Here is a 19,978-nt window from a genome sequence, read left to right on the forward strand (position 1 = left end):
ATTTAATATAACTATCAAACGGTTTATTTTCATCCTTCTTTTAATTAAAATAATATATAAAAATAGCTTAATCAAAATAACTAAAAGTTAATTCAATTCCCTGTTTATCATTTAAGTAATGAGCCTTTTTATCATAATCTCCATTTTGCTCTTCTGAAGTTTCTGGCAATGACATCTTTTGATAATCTTTTGAATAAAATCTAATCATATACTGATTTGAACTATTTTCAATAGGTTGTGCTTCAAAACTATCTAAGTCAAGGTCATTGACAAATAATGCTCAATAACTAGGATTTGATAAATTTTCAATAATAAAGTGCATTAGTACTGTATATTTATCTTTTCCTTCCAATTTACCAAAACTAGTTGTTGGTAATTTATTATTTGATATTTTTACCATTTCTGAAATAGTCATTGGAAATGGTTGGCCTCCAATTTCTTCTTCTAGAAATGGAGTTACTTGGTAATTTAAGTCTAAAGACCCATAGTAATTCTCTGGTCTTTGTTTGGGAACTTCATCATTAATTTTGATTATAGCCCCTTTATTATTTTTTTTATATTCAAATTTATTTACATCAGTTAACTCATCACCAACTTTTGATAATTGATTGATCATATCCATATTATTAAACATTAAAGCCATCATAATTGTTCTTGGTCGATTATCATAAATATTACCAATAGTTGATACTTTAAAAACATCTTGTAAATGAACTGAATTTGATATTTTAATTGCTGCAGTAATATTATCATTATTATTTTCTTTATTAGTAATAATAAATTTATATGAAGCATTTCTATACAAATCCTCATCTAAACTTATTTCACTGTTATTTTTAAAAACTTGTACCTTTAAGTTTTCCTCCTTATATCCTCCCAGTTCTAAACTTTCAATAAGAGCTTTTAGTAGTTCATCTGTATAATATATTTTTTCAATATTTATACTATCCAAGCTTGCTTTTTCAAAACCATTTTTAGTTATTGGCATAATTGGATCGGGTCTAAAAATATCATCATATTTATTATTTGTACATGAGACTACATTGGCAGTTATTGTTTGAATAAAAACAATTGAAGATAGTCCTACTAGAATTTTTTTAAATTTATTACTCATTTTTTTTATCCTCCTTGAACAGCTAACAACATACTAACTTTTTTAAGTGAAGTTCAACTTAAAGCATTACTTATGGAATATAATAATCAAGTTCCTAAAACTCCTGGAATAATATATCAAATATGAAAACTTAATGGTAAAACTAAGCTAACTGAAAGAGCTTTAACTACTAATAAAATTATTACCCAAGCAACTCCAAAACCAATAAATGAACTAATAATTGCAACTGGTATGTAGATACCTATAAACAATTTACTAATGTATAACTCTTTATATCCTAATATTTTCATTACTGCTATTATTTTGGCATTCTCTGAAATTACTAGATTTATTGTTAATAAGATAATGATAGCACTTAGAAAAATTGTGATAAATACAACAAAATAAATTATCATATCAACTGTATTATTAATTCTATCTATAACTTTTAAAGCTTCATCTACTTTTAAAGCATTTTCAATAGAACTAGTTGATTGGCCAGTATAAGAAGTAATATTGTCACTACCTCCATTTAAACCAATCATTGAATAATCACCATATTTTTGTTGTGTTGAAACCCCTTTTGAAATATCAGTAAAACTCCTATCAAAAGAACTTTTATAATTAAACAAAGGATATTGGGACTCAAATAGTTTCGCATATATTTGATTTTCTGGTTGAGATGTAAATTTTTTAAAGTCTTGAAGCAGTATTGAATTGTTGCTTTGCTTTTCATTTTCTTTAATTCAGTTTACTAAATTACTTATTTGTGTGTCAGGATTTTTAGGATTGCTTCATTCCTTTATAAATAATCTAAAAAGTAATTCTTCTGTCTTATTATAATTTGAAATTACTTTTGCATTCTCATTATTAATTCATGCTTTATTATTCCCATATTGATCAACAATTCCTGATATTGTATATTCAAAATCTTTTTCAAAATTTTTTGTTGATACTTTTCCACTAGCAATATTTTTTGACATAGCATTTGCTCCTACTAAACTAGGACTACTAAAATCAATATTTGATTTATATACTCGTTTATCAATTTCAGAACTAATTAAAGAGTTCTTTCACCCTCTTCCATCATCAGTTAACATTGAAGTAGTATATAAATTTTTAGAAGAAGTATAATCATTTTCTTTTGAAGTAGCATTCATAGAAGATGAATCTCAACTCTCTATATCCAATAAATTTTGTTCATAACTTAAAGCTGTCATTATGTGACTTATATTTACTTTGTCACCAACTTTTAGTTTCAATCTTTTGGCAAGTGATTGATTAATTAAAATTGAATCATTAGTCTTAAACAACTCTTGTTTTAAATCTTTTTTGTTACTATCTTGTAAAATTTGAGTTTTATTATCTTCTTTAATTCCATACAACTTAAGACTTTGATTTTTTAAATAACCATTTAAATATATTCCTAAATCTTCTTTTTTGTCATTATAAGGAATTAATCCAAAAGTAACATTAAAATTTCCATCTTCTTTTTTATACTCTTCTTCAATAGTTTTTTTAATTGAAGCTGGGGAATCATTATAAATTCCTTGCAAAAATGCTTGTTGTAAATTATTAAAAAAGTAAGCTATTATTCAATTATAAATTGGAACAATAGTTGCTAATCTTTTTTCAGTTCAATTCTCTTTATCAATATAATCATAAAGAGATTTTTCAAAAGGTTCATCATTTTTTATTTGCCCTGTTGAAGTAACATCAACTTGAGTAAAAGTAAAACTTCTTCCAAAAGCAGCGTAATAATCAGCTTCACTAATCATAGGTTTTCCCACTTCCGCAGGTCCCCCTCTGTTATCCAACCTTGTTCCATTAGAAATAATATAACCCTTTCTTTTATTATCTAAGCCCATAGCGTTTTTATATTTTAAATAAAATTGTCTTATTTTTTCTAAGTCTTCTATATTGTCTTTTGACTTTGAATCGCTTGCTAAAATTTCTATTATAGCTTGCTTACTTCAGTATTTATCTAAGTTGAAATTTTTTAAATCTGATCAAAGATTAAATATAACTGTTTTATAAAAATTATTTTTTACATCTTGTGGCATATCTTCTAACTCAATTGTTAAGTTATCATTTTTCAAATAATCAATATCAATTGATTTATATGTCATATCATTTAATGATCCAACATCAATTGATGGGTTATATATTTTTTCTGATACATTATTTTGTAAAAACATATCAAAAATATTTTTAGATTCATTTAAATCTTCTTTCATTGTACTATAAGGATTATATGTCTTATAGAAACTTGTTGGAGAATTATAAATGGGATTTTGATATTCAATCTGATTATCAAAACCATTAATTAAATATGTTTTATCCTTATTCTCATGTAAAACATTTGGCATGATGGCTCCTATTGTAATTAAACTCGAAGAAACTAACATTACAGAAAATACTGAAAGTAATTTTAAAATCGAACCTGATAAGATTGCTCCTTTGAATCTGCCATCAAATTTTCTACCCTTTGTTAAAGTTTTTTTAATAGCTAGTTTAAATTTATTTGTAGAGCTTCTACTTTCAAAATTTATCATTTGCAAAGGTGTATATTTATCAAACATATAGAAATAAGTAATTAGAGTAACTATTTCCAAGAATATAAACATTCCCAATACAGTAATAACTATTGATTCCCAAGAAAGATTAAATACTTCCATTTTTATTGAGAAGAAATTATTTGTTAAACCAATTACTAATTCTTGCATACTCATTCCAAAAATATATCCTAGCAATCCTCCAGTAATAGAAATAACTAAGGGGTAAAGTCCATTTGCTCAAATTAAAGAGGATTTTTTATATCCTAAAGATAATAAAACCCCAGATTGACCAAATGATTTTTTTATTTGATTATTTAACATTATTACTAGCATAACAATTCCAATAGATAAAGTTACTAACATAATAATATAACTAAAAGTCTTATAGGACTTAATTGTTAAAAGTAGCATTTGTGTTCTATTACTAAATTTGTATTTAATATCTCCCCTTTGGATTGCTATTGGTATATCTCTATTTATAGTATTTTCATACCCAGCATATAATTCAATCTCTTTTGATTTTTCTAAGTTAGTTAGATACTCATTAATTAAGATAGTTGAGTTTTTAATATCTTTATTACTTTTAAATTTTAAAACAAAACTAACTTCTTTATCTAAATTTGAAGATGCTGATATTATCTCTTCATTTTTTGTTTCACTATCTGTATATCAAATTTTTTGACTTTCATAATTTGAAAGATTAAATTCGTTTTCAGAGTATATACTCTGATAATAAATATTTTTAAGACCTAAATGTGATGGATCAATATATACAAGACCTTCTTGTTTTGTATTTGGTAAAGGTTTTGCTTCATTAATTATTGGAGTTGAGAAATCCGCACTTGAACCAAAACCAACAACTTGAAATCAATTTTCATTAGCATATTCAGTATTATGAATTCAAGAGTTAATATCTATTTTTTCATAAAGATTGAAATCAACTTCTTTTTTTTCACTATCTTTTACTAAAATGCTTGTTCCATAGTTATCATCTTGTAATCTAATTATGTCATTTATTTTTATATTATTTGCAGTTGCAAATTGTTCATTAATATATACTCATCTCTTTGTATTTATATTAGTTGCTTGAGTATATTTTTTTCAAGTATCAATACTCATTCCTTTACTAACTACAAGTTTATCAACTTTTTGTTCTGGATTCAGTGCAAAAACTTTTAATGTCTTATTTGAAGATAAAGTTGTAATTCTTGACTCAACCCTATCAAATTCAAAATCCAAATTTGAGTCTCTTAATTTATTTTGTAAATATGTTATTAATAAATTATCTCTAACTTCAGAATTTGAAATATTTTTATTAAATAAATCTTTTTCAAAATCATTAATATATGAAGCATTTGATAAATCAATTACTAAGTCATGGATGTTACTATTTTTTTCAGAAATAAAATTCTCATAGGATCTTTCAACTCTACTAGTAGAAGAATAAGATAAAGTAAATACAAAAGATGTTAAAAAGACTAGAACAATAATTGTAATTAATTGAATTTTATTTCTTAATAAGTTTTTAAAAGAATTTTTAAAAAATGGTTTTTGATTTTTCATTTTCTTAGTTTACTTTTACTTTAAATGTATGTGTTGTAAATCCATTAACTTTAATAGTAATAGTAGGTTCTTTTGCTCCTAAAAAACCAGTAGTCACTTTTTTCCCTGTAAGTTCAATAACATATTGGTAATTCTCATTTTTTATTAAGTTTACAGAAGCTACACTTGAATCACTTGATTCAACTGTAACCATATATTCAGATTTCATATTTTCCAAATTAAAGTTTACATTATTTGTTTTTCCATTTCCCACTGTTTGATATTCAATTGGAGTAGTTAATTTCTGATTTAACTCCATAATATTATGCCCTTGATAAAAATTACCACTAGTAGATCCACCAAGAGTAAATCCTCCCATTCCTGCTGTATATTTTTCATCAAACTTTTTATTGTCTTCATATTTTTCTAAATTACCACCACCAGTTGCAATGCCTGCCACACCACTGGCATTAATATATCCATTTCATGCAGCGCCATCATGGGCATACAATTTATCTGAACCAGGTAATACATCAAATTTAAAGTCCACTGGAATACTTTTTGAAGGTATTCCAGGAGATATAACTTCATAGGTATCAAAAATTATATTTGTAAATTCAATAAAGTGATTTAAACTAATCTCATTTTTAAATTTTTCACTTAACTGATTATAAATTTGTTCCTTAGCACCTCTTTGAGCTGATTTAGATTTATCAGTCAATTTATCTGCATCCACAAGTACTTTCTTATTTTCAGGTAAAGATTCAAATAATGTTATTCTATCTTCTAATACAAATTTATATGTAAATTCCACATCTATACCCTCTTTAAATATTCCTCCAAGAGTTGGCATATTTGTAATTTGGAAAGTAGTTGCTGTAGTTTTGGCATTTTGCATAATTGCTTTACCAGCTTCTCCAAGATTTTGAATAAAATTAGCTTTAACGTATTCTAGTTGAGTATTTTTTGCACCAACTTGCTCAAAAATAATTGCGCCTAAACTTATAACATCTTTTGATTCTAATACCTCAGGAAGTCTATTATAAGCTCCTGCAAATAATCTAATTTCTCCTAAATTTTTATTTGCAAAATATTCATTTGGGTCAATATTTTGATTAAGTAATAAAAGTGTTTCACCTTCTACAACTTCACTATTTGCTTTTGCTCTTATGATTACAGAAGTTCCAATCCCATTATTACCCTCTGTAGTACCTTCTCCTTCTCTATCAATTTCTAACTCTTGTTGATCTATATTTGAATTGTTCATAGTATTAAATCCATTAATAATGGCTTCATCAGTTATTGTAAAACCTTCTTTTCCTACAGCAATACTTGAATCAATTAAACCGTTTTGCATATTTCCTGCAGCTATATTTAAAATTAAACCATCTTGGGCTAAATTAAACTTTGAAGCTTCAATAGTAATTAGAACTTCTTCAAGATGACTATTATCTTTTGAAGTAACTATTAATTTTAAATTATTAGCCACTTGTGATTTTGTTTCTATTTTAATTCTCTTATTTGCACTATCTAAAGAAGCGCTTGCCAGTCCTTCATTTTCAAATTCAAATTTATCTGGTTTTGAATTTTCCTCTAGAGCATCTCAATTCGTAATTTTAATGTAACTTGATGAAGATGTTTTCATATTTAAAGAATTTTTTTCTAACTTAAATTTAGACTCTTGCTCTATTTTTTTAACCTCTACTGTTATTTCAACTGAATGAACTTCAGAAGCCACTGTTATTTTTACTGAACCAACTTTTTGTGATAATGGTGTAATTACAAGTTGATCACCTTTTAAACTTTTTGTAACTTGAACTATGCCATCTTCACTATAAGTAAATACACTTGGTCTTGATTTACTATTTAAAATACTTCAGTTAGTTATATTTATATAACCAACTTCATTACTATAAATATCAATATTTTTTTTATCTAATTCAAAATTTGCATTTGGAAGAGTGTCATCTTCGCCACCTTTACTAATATTTCCCCCACATGCGATAACTGATATTGACGAAGTTGCAAACAAACTTGTTGCAGCTAATATAGTTAATAATTTTTTCATATATTTTTTTCTCCTTCTTTAATATATTTTTGTATTTAAAAAATTACTCTTATATCATAAAAATATAAATTGAGTACAATAAAAATTACTATTTAAATAGTTTGCTAATAAATAGCTTTTCAAATAAATATATTAAATTAGAGGTGGAGTTGTTGCCTTTTTTGTATCATTTAGAAATACTGCTAAATGATGATTAAATAAGATATTACTTTCTTCATTTTTAGTTGATAAAAATATATCAATTTCTTTTTTTAATTCAGTAAAGTAATTGTCTTGATCAAAATTTGAAATATCAAGGAACATTGAATTAAAATAAATTGATTCAATTAAAAAATTATACTCTTTTTCATAAGTATTAATTCATTTTCTTTTTACAATAAAACTATAAGCAATATACATAGCAATTAAAGCAACGATTAAAAGAACTGCAGCTGATGCATAAAATAAAATTATAATTTCAAATTCTAATACACTAGTTTGTTTTGTAAAAAATTTAACTAAATAAATAACTGCAAAAGGAAAAGTTAAAACAGCTAATTTAGATAAGGAAACTAAATTATCTCTTTTAATTACTCATTTTAAATTCTTAGTATTGCCTATATTTATCTCAATATAATACATAAATTTACTGAATTCAATTGTTAGAACAAGAAGTAAAATAAACATAAATATCGTATTTAAAAAAACATTAAAACTATTAAAAATTATATTTGCTTTATTATTTAAAAAAACTTCAAATTCAGAGATTGTAGACAAATAAAAATATAAAAGTAAAGATAATACAAAGGTGTTTTTTATTAAAGTTTTACTAAGATTTCTTATCTTTAACATTTTTAATATCTCCTATTTTTTAATTTTAACAACATAAAAAGTTAAAAGCAAGTTTAATAAAAACAATTAAAGTAATCATAAAAAATTTTTATTTATTGTTAATATAATTTAATTATTATTTAAGCCCTATATTAAAAAACCAGCAGTCAAAACTACTGGTATATTTTGAATAATTATACTTGATTTACTTTATAAGAAGTTGGCTCAAATTAGACTATAATTTTTTAATAGTTATTACTATACTAACTAAAGTTCTTGATTTCATGTAATGTTTTTGCGGACAATAGTAGTAGTTAATTATAAAATCCCTGATCTCACTTGTGTTTTTCTTCATCAAAAATTTTACTATCATAATTTTCTTTTTCGATAATTTGATTAATTTGATTAATTAAAGCATCATTTTTACTTAGATACTTAGCTTGTATAAAACCTTCAATAATCTCATACATTAAACCAATACCAATAATTCGACCTCCAAAACCAACAACATTTGCATCATATTTTTGCCTAGCATCAATAGCTGTCAAAACATCTTTTGCAAGAACTACTCTTGCTCCTTTAACTTTTTGAGCACTATTTGTAATTCCAACTCCAGTTCCACAAATTACAATTCCAAAGTCAGCTTTTTTTGTTACTACATTTACAGCAACTTGATGACCATATATTGGATAATGAGTTCTGTTAAAATCATTAGTTCCACAGTCAATTACCTCAATTTTATTATCTTTTAACATTTCAATTATTTTATCTTTAATATCTGTAACAATGTGATCACATCCTATTGCAATTCTCATTTTATTGTCCCTCCAACATATTTTCTAACATATTAATTCTTACCATATGTCTTCCAGCTTCAAAAGTAGCACTTAAATATGCATCAATTACATTTAACATATTCTCTTTACCTATTATAGAAAAACCTAACGATAAGACATTTGAATTATTATGTTGAATTGTCATCTTTGCAGAATGATAATCTGATACTTGAGCTACTACAACTCCTTTTTTTTGAGCCATAATCATAAATGGTAAAGTTCCAAAATCGTCAATAACAATTACTCTATCTATTTTTTTATGACTTAGCTTATCACTTAATTTATTTAAGTCATTAAATATACTAATCTCCTTTTGAAATGTAATATCAAAGTTTTGCGATTTAATATTTTCTAATAAAAAATTTTCATACTCTTTATCTATTTTATTATTTATATATACTATAATTTTGTTCATTTATACTTTCCTTTCCACTTAAAGATTAACACAGGAAAATAAAAAATGATAAAAAATTATCATTTTTAAACAACCTTTGTAGTTCTAGAGATTTTTCTTAGTAAGTCTCTTTCTAGATGTTCATCTAATACTAAAATATTAATTCTATCAATATTGCATATTAAATTTCCCTTTTCAACTTTACTAATTTTAGTTGAATCAATTAAACAAATAGTTTCATTTGTTAAATTAATCAGATTATTAACAAACTCTGCTTCATCTTCATGATTATTGTAAAGATATAAATTTTTATCAAGATTAGTTACAGTTATAAAAGATTGAGAGAATTTTAAACTTTCTAATGCTCGATTAGCAATTGGACCACACATTGCAGTTGATTGTGGTCTTAATCTACCACCAATTATAACAACATTTTTAACATTTGCTGAGTTGTTAGCTATTCTTGCTATTTCCATTCCATTGGTATATAAAACATTAATAGTTTTTGTAATAGATCTTACAAAAGTTTCACAAGTTGTTCCTGGACCTACAAATATTTCAGATGAATTAATTAGCTCATTTGCTTTAATAGAAATTTTTTGTTTCTTTTTTTTATTCGTTTGCAACTTTTCAGCTCTAGTAATTTCATAGCCCTTATTTCTAAAGAAATTAATTAAACCCATATAAATTTTTATATATCCCATTTTTTCAAGAAATTTAACATCCCTTCTAACAGTTATTTCAGGAATATTATAATCATGTCCTATTTCAATAAAAGATTTCATATTAAGATTTATTTGATCACTAAGATTTGCTAAATAAATATTAATACGTTCTGCCTTGTTATGGTTTTTCATAAAGCACCTCAAAATAATTTTAACCTAGAATAATATTAATTTAATTTTTTTTTATTTACACTAAAGTTTTTATTAAAAATTAAGTACCTATAATTTGTGTCTTCTAAAAAATAAAAAAAATCTTATATATAAATATATATAAGATTAGTTTTTAATCCTTATCTTTCAAAGCTTCTAATGGATTAATTCTTTGAATATTTTTTCATCCAATTGCAAAAGTTACTATATAAATTGTTGCAATAACTGCAAATACTGTAAATGGCAATCACAGTGAGAAATTTACTGGTAAAACTCATGCAGTATTTAAAGCTAAGAAATCAGCTATTATTACAAAAATATATCATCCTGCTATAAAACCAATAACATACATAACTAGAATTGGTAGTATATACATTCCTAAAATTTGTCTTACAACATAAGAATTTGAATATCCTAGAGTTTTCATTGTTGCAATAAATTGTTTATTTTCAAAAATAATTAAACTCGTTGTTAAAAGAATTATTGTTGCAGAAACAATAATTGCTATTGTGATAAACATAATAATAATTAAATTTATTAAGTCAGTAACTTGACCTAATATTTGTCTAGTTTGTTCTTTTGGTAACATTGTTGAAAGTGTTCCAATTCCATAGCCCTGATTAAATTTTTCAGGATTTACTACTGTACATTGATTTTCATCATCTCTTGTCAAATTATCTTCTGAACAAGGCACGGACATTGTTTCAAAACTACCATTTAAACCAACTGAACTAAAGTCACCTATCTTCGAAGACACTGAAAATCCCTGAGTTAGGTCAACAATATTATTATCATAACTATACTTATAATTAAATACAGGATATAAATTTTCATAAAGTTGATTCATGTTTCTTCAACTTGATCCTTTTTTACTTCTTTGTACATTAGCTATAAAATCTTCATACGTTCTATTATGGTTATAAACTTCTTGAATAAATCCTTCTAATGTAGTTCCTTGTATTTTTTCTTCATCATTATTTGAAAACTCAACAAAATTATATAATGGATTACCCTGAGGATATTCTCTTACAAATCAATTCTCAAAATTATACTTTTTAACTTTATCATATTCCATTATTTTATTTGCATTTTCATTTGAAATTCAACCTTGTGGTTGACCATAACCATTTTGAACTCCTGCTATTATAAATTCAACATCATCGTATTTTGAATTTATTCTAATGTTACCATTTTTATATTTTTCATAAATATCAATTGGCTTTGTTGCATCTTCTGCTCAATTTGCAGCAATTTTAATACCATCAATTGTTGAAGAATCTACTGGATTTGCCAAAGGAATTTTATTTGATGAACTATTTGCATATGAACCACCGTTAGTATAATAAGCATAAGTTGATTGTGTTCTTAATTCATTTTTAAAATTGACTCTATTTCCCTCAACTAAATTATGACCATATTTTATATCTTTTTCTAAAGTTAAAAACTCTGCATCATTTGAAAGCAGTTCTCTTAAAACAGAAAGTGATACTTTTTGCCCAACCTGTTTATTTATCTTTTTGTAAAAACTTTCATTAATTATTAAAGGGATTGTGTTACTATTATTTTCTAAAAATAATTCATTTTTTAAGTTATTATTTCTTTGATTAACTAAAGATACTCTTTTTGAATCAGCATCAATACCAAATATTTTAGCATTCTCTGTTTTACCATTTCTGGTTTTGAATTTTGTATTAATCATTGTACCTATTTCATCTTGTTTATTATCATAAGGAATTAAATTAAATGTTATATTATAATTTGATTCATTTTCAATTGCTGATTTTAAATATTCTTGAACGAAATAAGGTGACCTTGTATACGTTGTTTGAAGTACTGCCATACCCATTCTTCCATCCATAACTGATCCAAATCATAAAGTTAAAGCTGTATTTAAATTTTTTATTATTTTTTCATCACTAATTTCATCGATATCACTATCATTGATATCTAATGGATTAATAAATTCATTTTCTAATTTAAAATTAAAGGCTGCAGTTTCTTTTTCATTTATTTCCATATAACTAACTAAATCATTAACATTATCTCCTTGATCTCAATATTGATTTACACCTGATTTTGATGGTTTAGTATTATATTTATTTTTAAAAATAGAGTTCATTTTTGATTTAGCCTTTTTATAATTTATATAAGTTCCTTTATCATCGGTAATAATCATACCCTTATTTTTATTTTCATTATTGTAATTTAATTTTAGACCTTTTATATATTTACTATAAAACTTAATCATTATTTTACTATAATCTTTATAATCATCAATAGTCAATTGTGGTTTAGACATAGATGCTAAATCCAAACTTACCAATTTAGTATAATCAGGTCATTGTGCTTGCAGTTGAGATAAAGCCTCCGCCCCTCCTAAAAAACTTGTTACTTCTGCTCTATCCAAGTTTTTCAGTAATTTGGTTGACATATTTTTTCAATTTAGATAAGAAAATTCTGTTCAGAAAAACTTATCATCTGCCGCTATATCATAAGTATAATAATATGGACTAATATCTCCCTTTAATAAAGATGAATAAACCTTTTCTCAATCAATTACAGTTTTATTGTCAGATGTTTTAGTTGTTGGATAAGCAGTTCAACCATTTGTAAAACCAGATGGTCCCCCAATACTATTATCTCTATATCCTGCATTTCTTATTAAGAGCTCTTCTTCATATTGACCTCAACCCTCTTTTTCACTATCTCAATTTGGGTTATATGTTCTTTGAAATGATCATGGATTATTTGCTATTGGTTGAGTATATTCAACCATATTTTCATAGTTCATTCCATTGAAGGTAGCTGTCATGTTGTCCTTCATAACTTTTGGTGCCACAATTGTTGTTGTAATGAGAGTAGCACTTAAAAGCATTGTTGCGCTAACTCCTACTAATTTACCTAAAGAAGTCGTTAACAGAGCTGTTCTTAATCTTGGATTAAAGCTTCTCTTTGAGAATAGAGACTTAATATACATTGAGAATTTATTAATTACTTTATCATCTCCACCTTTTAATAAAGTAAGTGCTGGTAGCCTAATTGTTCAATAACCAATTATAAATGCCAATAGTGTTAAACCAATTCATAAACCAATAATACTTGAACCAAATGAAACAATATTAAATTTAAATCCAAAGAAAGCAATATTAAAGTAATTTGAAAATATACTTACAATTATTGTTTCAATAAATATTGAAATAATATATCCCATTAAAGCTCCAAGAATTGAAACTATTAAAGGAAGCGCAATAAAGTTATTAACAATTTCTCGCTTTTTATATCCTAATGATTTTAAACATCCAATTTGTCTACTTTGCAATTCTACTTGTTTTTTAGTTGTTAATACTGTTGTAAACCCAGCAATTGCAACTATAACAACTATTAATCCTGTTGCCATTGAATTATAACCTGTCATAATTGATTTAAATGTTGTTATTCTAGCTGAAAATTTATATAATGGATCATTTGAAACAAATATATATTTACTATCTATTTTGATATCTGCTCAAGTTTTATATTCTTTTTCTAGATTATTTAAAAGTTCATTGTTACTTTCATTATTTGCTTTTACAGAAATATAGGCCTCTCTATCATTTTCAGAAGTCACAACTACTTTTGCATTTGAAACAATATATGAAGCCATAGTTTTTTGAACAACTTCTTTTTTTGTTATTTCTTCTTCTTTTACTTTTGTAAAATTATATGCAGTACTTTCATATCCCATTCATGATGAATCCATGTACATTAAAACCTCATTATTAATGTTTGGCATTATTGTTGTTTCATCCATTATTGGAGTTGTAAAATCTGCTGATGTTCCAATTCCAACAACTTCGAATCAAACCTGATTTTTATAACTATTACTATTTAAAAAAGTTTGAACATCTTTCATATTTTTTAAATCTTCGTTAAGTTGTTTTACCTCAGTTGCATTGCCCTGCGTATTTTTAATTAATAAATCACTTCCATATTTATCAGAGTTAATTCTAACAATATCACCAGTTTTAATTCCATTTTGTTTAGCATAAGATTCACCAATAACAACTTCTTTGGCATTTCCTTTAAAAGTTCTTCCTTTTGAAATTACAAGTTTATCTACACCCTTATTTAAATCAGAATTAATTTTCGAAATTGCTTTAATTCTAATATCACCTTTTTTACCATATAAACCTGATATTAACCTTGCTTCAGTAAAAGATACATCCAAATCATATTTAAGTGCAATTTGATTCATAATATATTGTTGATAAAGCATATCATCTTTTGCAAGTTTTTTATCGCTTTCTCACTCTTTTATATCTTTACCATTTTCATCAGGTTCTAATATTTTATCTTCTAAATTAATATCTAAAACATAATCTCTTAAATTAGATTGTGTATTTAAATAATTATAAGCTCCAACTACTCTAGTTGAAGTTGCTCCTAAAACAGATATAACTAAAGATACCAACATAACTAAAAGTGATAAACCTATAATTTGTGATTTATTTCTCCCAGCCGACTTAAAAGCGTTCTTTAGTAAAAGTCTAATTCCCTTCATATTTAGTTTCCTCCTATTAATTGATAATTATTCTTTTATTAAAAAATGTTTAGTGGAGGAGTGACTCCTTTTTTAAAAGTTTTAAGATGAGAACTCTTTTTACAATCAACAACTTCTTCTACAAAATAATTTCTCTCTAAAATAGTTTCAAATTCTAAATAAATTTTTTGTAATAGAGATTTTGTAATATTTGAATACTCTGAAAAAAATGATTCCTTTTTAACTATTTTTGAAAAATTAAAAAATACTTGCTCATTCATTTTTAATTTTATTTTATTTATTATTTTTTCATAAACTATATTTAATGAAATAATTACACAAGTAAATGAAACTATTATAGTAAATGAAACTATTAAAAAGAACTCTAAATTTATTATAGTCTGATTTGAATCTCAAAAATATTCTACTGCTTGATATTCAGTTGAAATAAAAATCGGTACTGTAATTAATATTAAATTAAAAAACTCATTTAAATAAGTAAACCTTTTAAAACATTTAAACGTCTTAAAACCAATAAAGCTTTTTTTAAGTCTATGAATTATAACCATTGATTCAATAACTATTCAAAAACATATTAAACTAATTATCACAGTATTTATTATTCATGCAATCTGTATTGCAATATACAAATTTTCATTTGAATATTTAAAAAAAGTTGAAGTAAAAATAATAGTTAGATGAGTTAAAACAAACAACATGTATAATTTTTTTACATTTTTTTTATTATAATTGTTCATATAAACTCTCCTACAAAGCATTCTTCTTTAAAATTATAATAACATTTTAAATAAAAATAACAAATTTCTTAGTTCTAAAAATTATTGAAATAATCTAAAAATAACTTTAAGATATTCTTTATTTATATAGATATTTTATTAGAAAAATGAGTTTTTATTAAAAAATAAAAAAATACGTTTAAAACGTATTTTAGCCGGCTTACTGTAAAAGAAATTTATTACATACCTTTTCCTTCTTGTTAAGAAAACTTATTCAAAAAAGATAAACTAATAAATTTCTATTACTCTTTTTTTGGTGTATTTAAGTTCAGAATAACCGACCTAAGTAAATAATACCTTAAAAAGTAGTTAATAAATAATCTTTTTTAAAATAAGTCCCTCAGGATTTGCAATATATGGCATTTTTTCTTCTTTTAGTTCTAAAACATTTATAATTTTTTTTAAGCTAATTTTGTTTAAACTGTAAGCTATACATGCCCCTACAATCATTCGGATTTGATATCTAATAAAACCTTTTGCTTTAAAAGTAATTAAAAATAAATCATTATTTAAATCACATTCAATTGAGTTAATTTTCCTTTTTGTTTTAATTAAATCTACTTCCTCATTCTTTAAACCTGAGAAATTTAAAAAATCATGATTACCTACAAAGAGACTCAAGGCCTCTTTTAATTTTAAAATATTTAATGAATTCTTCGGCAAAAAGTAATATCTATTTTCAAAAACATTATTTTTTCCTAAGTTTATTTTGTATTCATAAATTTTCTCTTTGCAATTTCTAACTCTAAATTCCTTACTTATGGGAATCATATCTTTTACTTGAATACCCAAAGTTAAACTTCTATTTAATGCCTTTAAAAAACCATCAATATTTGGTTTAAAGTTTAATTCTACTCACGCCTTTTGATCATTTGCATGAACTCCTGAATCAGTCTTTGAAGCTCCGACTATTCTAAATATAGAGTTTTTAGCTACTTTAGCTATAGATTTTTCAATTTCACCTTGAATAGTTAATTGTCTATTTTGTTTAGCTCAACCACAAAAATCAGTTCCATCATACTCAATAGTTAATAAATAATAATACATTGCTGCTTATTAAGAAAATAGAATTGTATCAATTCTAGGAATTTGTACCATATTTTGAAATGAACTGATATTTATATAACAAACAAGAGTTGCAAATAAACCTATTCCAAGAGTAAAAATAATAACATCTAAAAATCTAAATTTTACTTGTCTATATCTTGTTCTTTTGGCATGAGGATCATATCCTCTTGAGTCCATTGCATAAGCTAAATCCTCAGCTTTTTGAAAAGCTGATACCAATAAAGGAATAATTAAAGAAGTCATTGATTTAGCCTTATCAATCAATTTTCCATTTTTAAAGTCAATTCCCCTTGACGATTGGGCTTTCATAATTCTTCCTGCTTCATCAATTAAAGTTGGAATCATTCTTAAAGCAATTGAAATAATTGTTGAGAAAATATATACAGGTATCCCAATTAATTTTAAAGGTCATAATAAATCCTCAATTGCTAATGTTAATTCTAAAGGCTGTGTTGTACCTGTTAAAATTGTAGTTAAAGTAATCATTAAAAATATTCTAATTGTCATGTATAAAGCTGAATATAAAGCTTTTTCCGAAAAACAAATTGCTTTTCATTTATAAATATAACCATAAGCATAAGCACCCGTATCATGTACTCCATTTACTAAATCTTCAAAGCCCTTCGGTTTTAACATAAATATATTAATTAAAATTAAAACCAAAAATATAAATATTATTGGAAAAAATAATTTAATTAACATTTTGAAACTTAATCTACTTATAATATACATCATAAAAATAAAAGCTGCTGTAAATACAAAACCTGTATAGCCAATAGGCAAAAATACAACAACAATTAATGAAATAATCATAAATAGCTTCAATCTTGGATCCATTTTATGAATTATTGAATTATACGGCATATATCTACCAAATACCATTCTCATTATTGAATTTCTCCTTACCTATTTTCTTTTAGCTTTAACAGCTAATTTTATTACTTTTGCAAGTTCTTCAACTGATCTAAACTCAGTTTTTGTAACATCAATACCTGCTTTTTTTAATTTATGAGCAAGTTTATATAATTTTGGTGGTTCTATTTCAATTTCCTCTAATAATTTATTATTAGAGAAAATTTCAAATGGGGTTCCCTTTGAAATAACTTTACCCTTATGCATAACAATTACTTGATCTGCAATTTGTAAAACATGATCCATATTATGAGTTACAATAATAATTCTCTTATTTTTTTCTTTATTTAATTTATTAAATAAATTCATAAAGTCCTCTTCACCTTGAGGATCTAAACCACCTGTTGGTTCATCAAGAACAAGTGTATTTCCATCCATTGCAATAATTCCTGCAATAGCAACCCTACGTTTTTGACCACCACTTAAATCAAATGGACTTCTTTTAGCATAATCTACTGGTAAATCTACCATCTTTAATAATTCAGGAACCTTTTCAAAACTTTCTTTTTTATTTGCTCCTAGATTAATTGGCCCAAAAGAAATATCCTTTTCTATTGTATCTTGGAATAATTGATACTCTGGGAATTGGAATACTAAACCTACTTCTCTTCTTAATTCTTTAACCTGTTTAATTTTTTTATTTGATGCAGGGATTTGAAAATCCCCAATTTTTGTTCTTCCGGTTTCGGTTACTAATAACCCATTAGTTAGTTGAATTAAAGTTGATTTACCACTACCCGTCATACCAATTACTGCTGTAATTTTTTTTTCTTCAATAATTAAATCAGTTCCATTTAAAGCTCTGAATTCGAATGGAGAGTTTTTGCTATAGGTATAAGCTACTGACTCAAATTTAATTTCTCCATTAAAATCTCATTTTGGTTGACTTACCATTTTAAGTTTTCTTTTAAATTCCTTTTTAACTAAAGAGTCTTTTTTTGGTTGACTTATATATCATTCTTTAACTTCCTTAATTCTTTGAGGCATTAGTTCTTTATCTTTTTTTATATCTGCTTTGATTTCCTTTTGATATTGGCTTTGATTTCTTTTATCTTCTTTAATTAATTTTTTTACTTCTTTGTGTCTTTTTTTTCTACTTTTATTATCATGCTTTTGCTTTTCATTTAATTCCTTCAAATGAACTTTATATTCAACTTTATGTTCTTTTTTCTCTGCCAAAGCTTTTGCTTTTTGTTCTGGTGACATTCTTTTTATTTGAGACATATATTTTTCACCAACTCTTCCAAATTTGCACTTCCAGAGATTTTAAGCCCCTCGTTTTGCAAAGCCTCTTCAATTTGAGCTACAAAAGGAATATCTAAATGAATAGATCTTAAGAATTCTTTTTCAGATAGTATTTCCTTTGGTGAACCAAATTTAACTAATTCACCTTTATTCATAACCATAACTTTATCAGCATTTAAAATTTCATCCATATCATGCGTAATAGAAAAAATTGTTTTTTCTCTTGTGTTTTTTAATTCTACCATAATTTCTTTTACTTCATTTTTTCCTTTTGGATCTAACATACTTGTTGCTTCATCAAAAATTAATATATCTGGAGATAAAGCTAAAGCAGAAGCAATTGCGACTCTTTGTTTTTGACCACCACTTAGCATTAAAGGTTCGTGGTCTAAGAATTCTTCCATTCTTACTTTTTTAGCAGATTTCATAATAATATCTGCCATTTTAGAAGGAGCAATTCTTCTATTTTCTAATCCAAATGCAATATCATCTCTTACAGTAGAACCAATAAATTGATTATCTGGATTTTGAAAGACAATACCTAAAAATTTACGAATCATATTGATATTGTTTCTTGTAACTTTATTTCCATATACTTCAATAGAACCTACTGTTGGTTGTAAAACCCCAATAATAATTTTTGAAAGTGTAGACTTACCACTACCATTATGTCCAATAATAGCTACATAATCTCCATGTTTAATTTCAACACTAACTCCATTAACTGCAAAAGGATGTCCTTCTCTATATCTAAACTTAATTTTTTCAAGTTTTAAAGCTGTATCAGATAACTTTGAAAGTAATCCTCCATGGCCTCTGTCTTTAATAGCAACTTTTGATTCTTTATATAAAAAGTCTGCTAACTTATATTCTTCAAATAATTTTCAATATTCTTTTGAATTTTTAGAGGCTTTTTTCAATTCTTGTTTTGCTTTTACTACATTGTCAAAAAAGAAGTTATTATTAGAAACCTCTTTAAATTCTTTTTTTATTATTTTGTACTCATTTTCAGTTGCTTTAACAAAATCCATATCAACTTCACGTCTAGAAAACTTACTTCTTGCAATAATCATTTTTTGACTTGCTCGAATTAATTTATCATTATGTTCATTTAGTTTAAGTCTGAATTCATTTAATTTTTCAGTTCCATTTAAATTGTTGCTTGACATAGTATTACCTCTCATACATTTATTATTATATCAAATATAAATATTTAAACATTATTAGATTATAAAAAATATAATTTAGTAATATTTAGACA

13 protein-coding genes are annotated in these 19,978 nt (G+C 25.1%); all 13 read right to left on the reverse strand.

The window, feature by feature from the left end; all coding sequences use genetic code 4:
* Nucleotides 1-67: 67 nt before the first annotated feature.
* The 13 genes from AACL15_RS04870 to AACL15_RS04930 all read right to left on the reverse strand — a co-directional run bounded on the left by AACL15_RS04870 (nucleotide 68) and on the right by AACL15_RS04930 (nucleotide 19,886).
* Nucleotides 68-1,114, reverse strand: a complete 1,047-nt coding sequence (locus tag AACL15_RS04870; protein WP_339033965.1) for a hypothetical protein — start codon at nucleotides 1,112-1,114, stop codon at nucleotides 68-70.
* 5 nt (nucleotides 1,115-1,119) lie between these two features.
* On the reverse strand, nucleotides 1,120-5,214 hold the full coding sequence (locus tag AACL15_RS04875; RefSeq protein ID WP_339033967.1) for an FtsX-like permease family protein: 4,095 nt from the start codon (nucleotides 5,212-5,214) through the stop codon (nucleotides 1,120-1,122).
* A gap of 4 nt (nucleotides 5,215-5,218) precedes the next feature.
* Nucleotides 5,219-7,261, reverse strand: a complete 2,043-nt coding sequence (locus AACL15_RS04880) for a lipoprotein (RefSeq protein ID WP_339033969.1) — start codon at nucleotides 7,259-7,261, stop codon at nucleotides 5,219-5,221.
* Nucleotides 7,262-7,393: 132 nt separating this feature from the next.
* On the reverse strand, nucleotides 7,394-8,092 hold the full coding sequence (locus AACL15_RS04885) for a hypothetical protein (protein ID WP_339033971.1): 699 nt from the start codon (nucleotides 8,090-8,092) through the stop codon (nucleotides 7,394-7,396).
* A gap of 293 nt (nucleotides 8,093-8,385) precedes the next feature.
* Nucleotides 8,386-8,886 carry an RpiB/LacA/LacB family sugar-phosphate isomerase gene (locus AACL15_RS04890; protein ID WP_339033973.1) on the reverse strand — a complete coding sequence of 167 codons (501 nt, stop codon included), beginning with the start codon at nucleotides 8,884-8,886 and terminating at the stop codon, nucleotides 8,386-8,388.
* A 1-nt stretch (nucleotide 8,887) separates the two neighbouring features.
* Nucleotides 8,888-9,322, reverse strand: coding sequence for an RpiB/LacA/LacB family sugar-phosphate isomerase (locus tag AACL15_RS04895; RefSeq protein WP_339033975.1), 435 nt, complete (start codon nucleotides 9,320-9,322; stop codon nucleotides 8,888-8,890).
* Between the two features lie 65 nt (nucleotides 9,323-9,387).
* Nucleotides 9,388-10,158: a hypothetical protein gene (locus AACL15_RS04900; protein ID WP_339033977.1), complete on the reverse strand. Its 771-nt coding sequence runs from the start codon at nucleotides 10,156-10,158 to the stop codon at nucleotides 9,388-9,390.
* A 151-nt stretch (nucleotides 10,159-10,309) separates the two neighbouring features.
* Complete coding sequence (locus tag AACL15_RS04905) at nucleotides 10,310-14,716, reverse strand: ABC transporter permease (RefSeq protein WP_339033978.1); 4,407 nt, start codon at nucleotides 14,714-14,716, stop codon at nucleotides 10,310-10,312.
* 38 nt (nucleotides 14,717-14,754) lie between these two features.
* Nucleotides 14,755-15,453, reverse strand: a complete 699-nt coding sequence (locus tag AACL15_RS04910; RefSeq protein ID WP_339033980.1) for a hypothetical protein — start codon at nucleotides 15,451-15,453, stop codon at nucleotides 14,755-14,757.
* A 348-nt stretch (nucleotides 15,454-15,801) separates the two neighbouring features.
* On the reverse strand, nucleotides 15,802-16,539 hold the full coding sequence (truA, locus tag AACL15_RS04915) for a tRNA pseudouridine(38-40) synthase TruA (RefSeq protein WP_339033982.1): 738 nt from the start codon (nucleotides 16,537-16,539) through the stop codon (nucleotides 15,802-15,804).
* A gap of 9 nt (nucleotides 16,540-16,548) precedes the next feature.
* Nucleotides 16,549-17,448, reverse strand: coding sequence for an energy-coupling factor transporter transmembrane component T (locus AACL15_RS04920; protein WP_339033983.1), 900 nt, complete (start codon nucleotides 17,446-17,448; stop codon nucleotides 16,549-16,551).
* A gap of 18 nt (nucleotides 17,449-17,466) precedes the next feature.
* On the reverse strand, nucleotides 17,467-18,366 hold the full coding sequence (locus AACL15_RS04925) for an energy-coupling factor transporter ATPase (RefSeq protein WP_422398410.1): 900 nt from the start codon (nucleotides 18,364-18,366) through the stop codon (nucleotides 17,467-17,469).
* Nucleotides 18,367-18,683: 317 nt separating this feature from the next.
* Nucleotides 18,684-19,886: an energy-coupling factor transporter ATPase gene (locus AACL15_RS04930; protein WP_339033987.1), complete on the reverse strand. Its 1,203-nt coding sequence runs from the start codon at nucleotides 19,884-19,886 to the stop codon at nucleotides 18,684-18,686.
* Nucleotides 19,887-19,978: the final 92 nt, after the last annotated feature.

The sequence above is a fragment of the Spiroplasma endosymbiont of Cantharis rufa genome (genome assembly GCF_964019665.1).
In the GTDB taxonomy this organism is placed as follows: Bacteria; Bacillota_I; Bacilli_A; order Mycoplasmatales; family Mycoplasmataceae; genus Spiroplasma_A.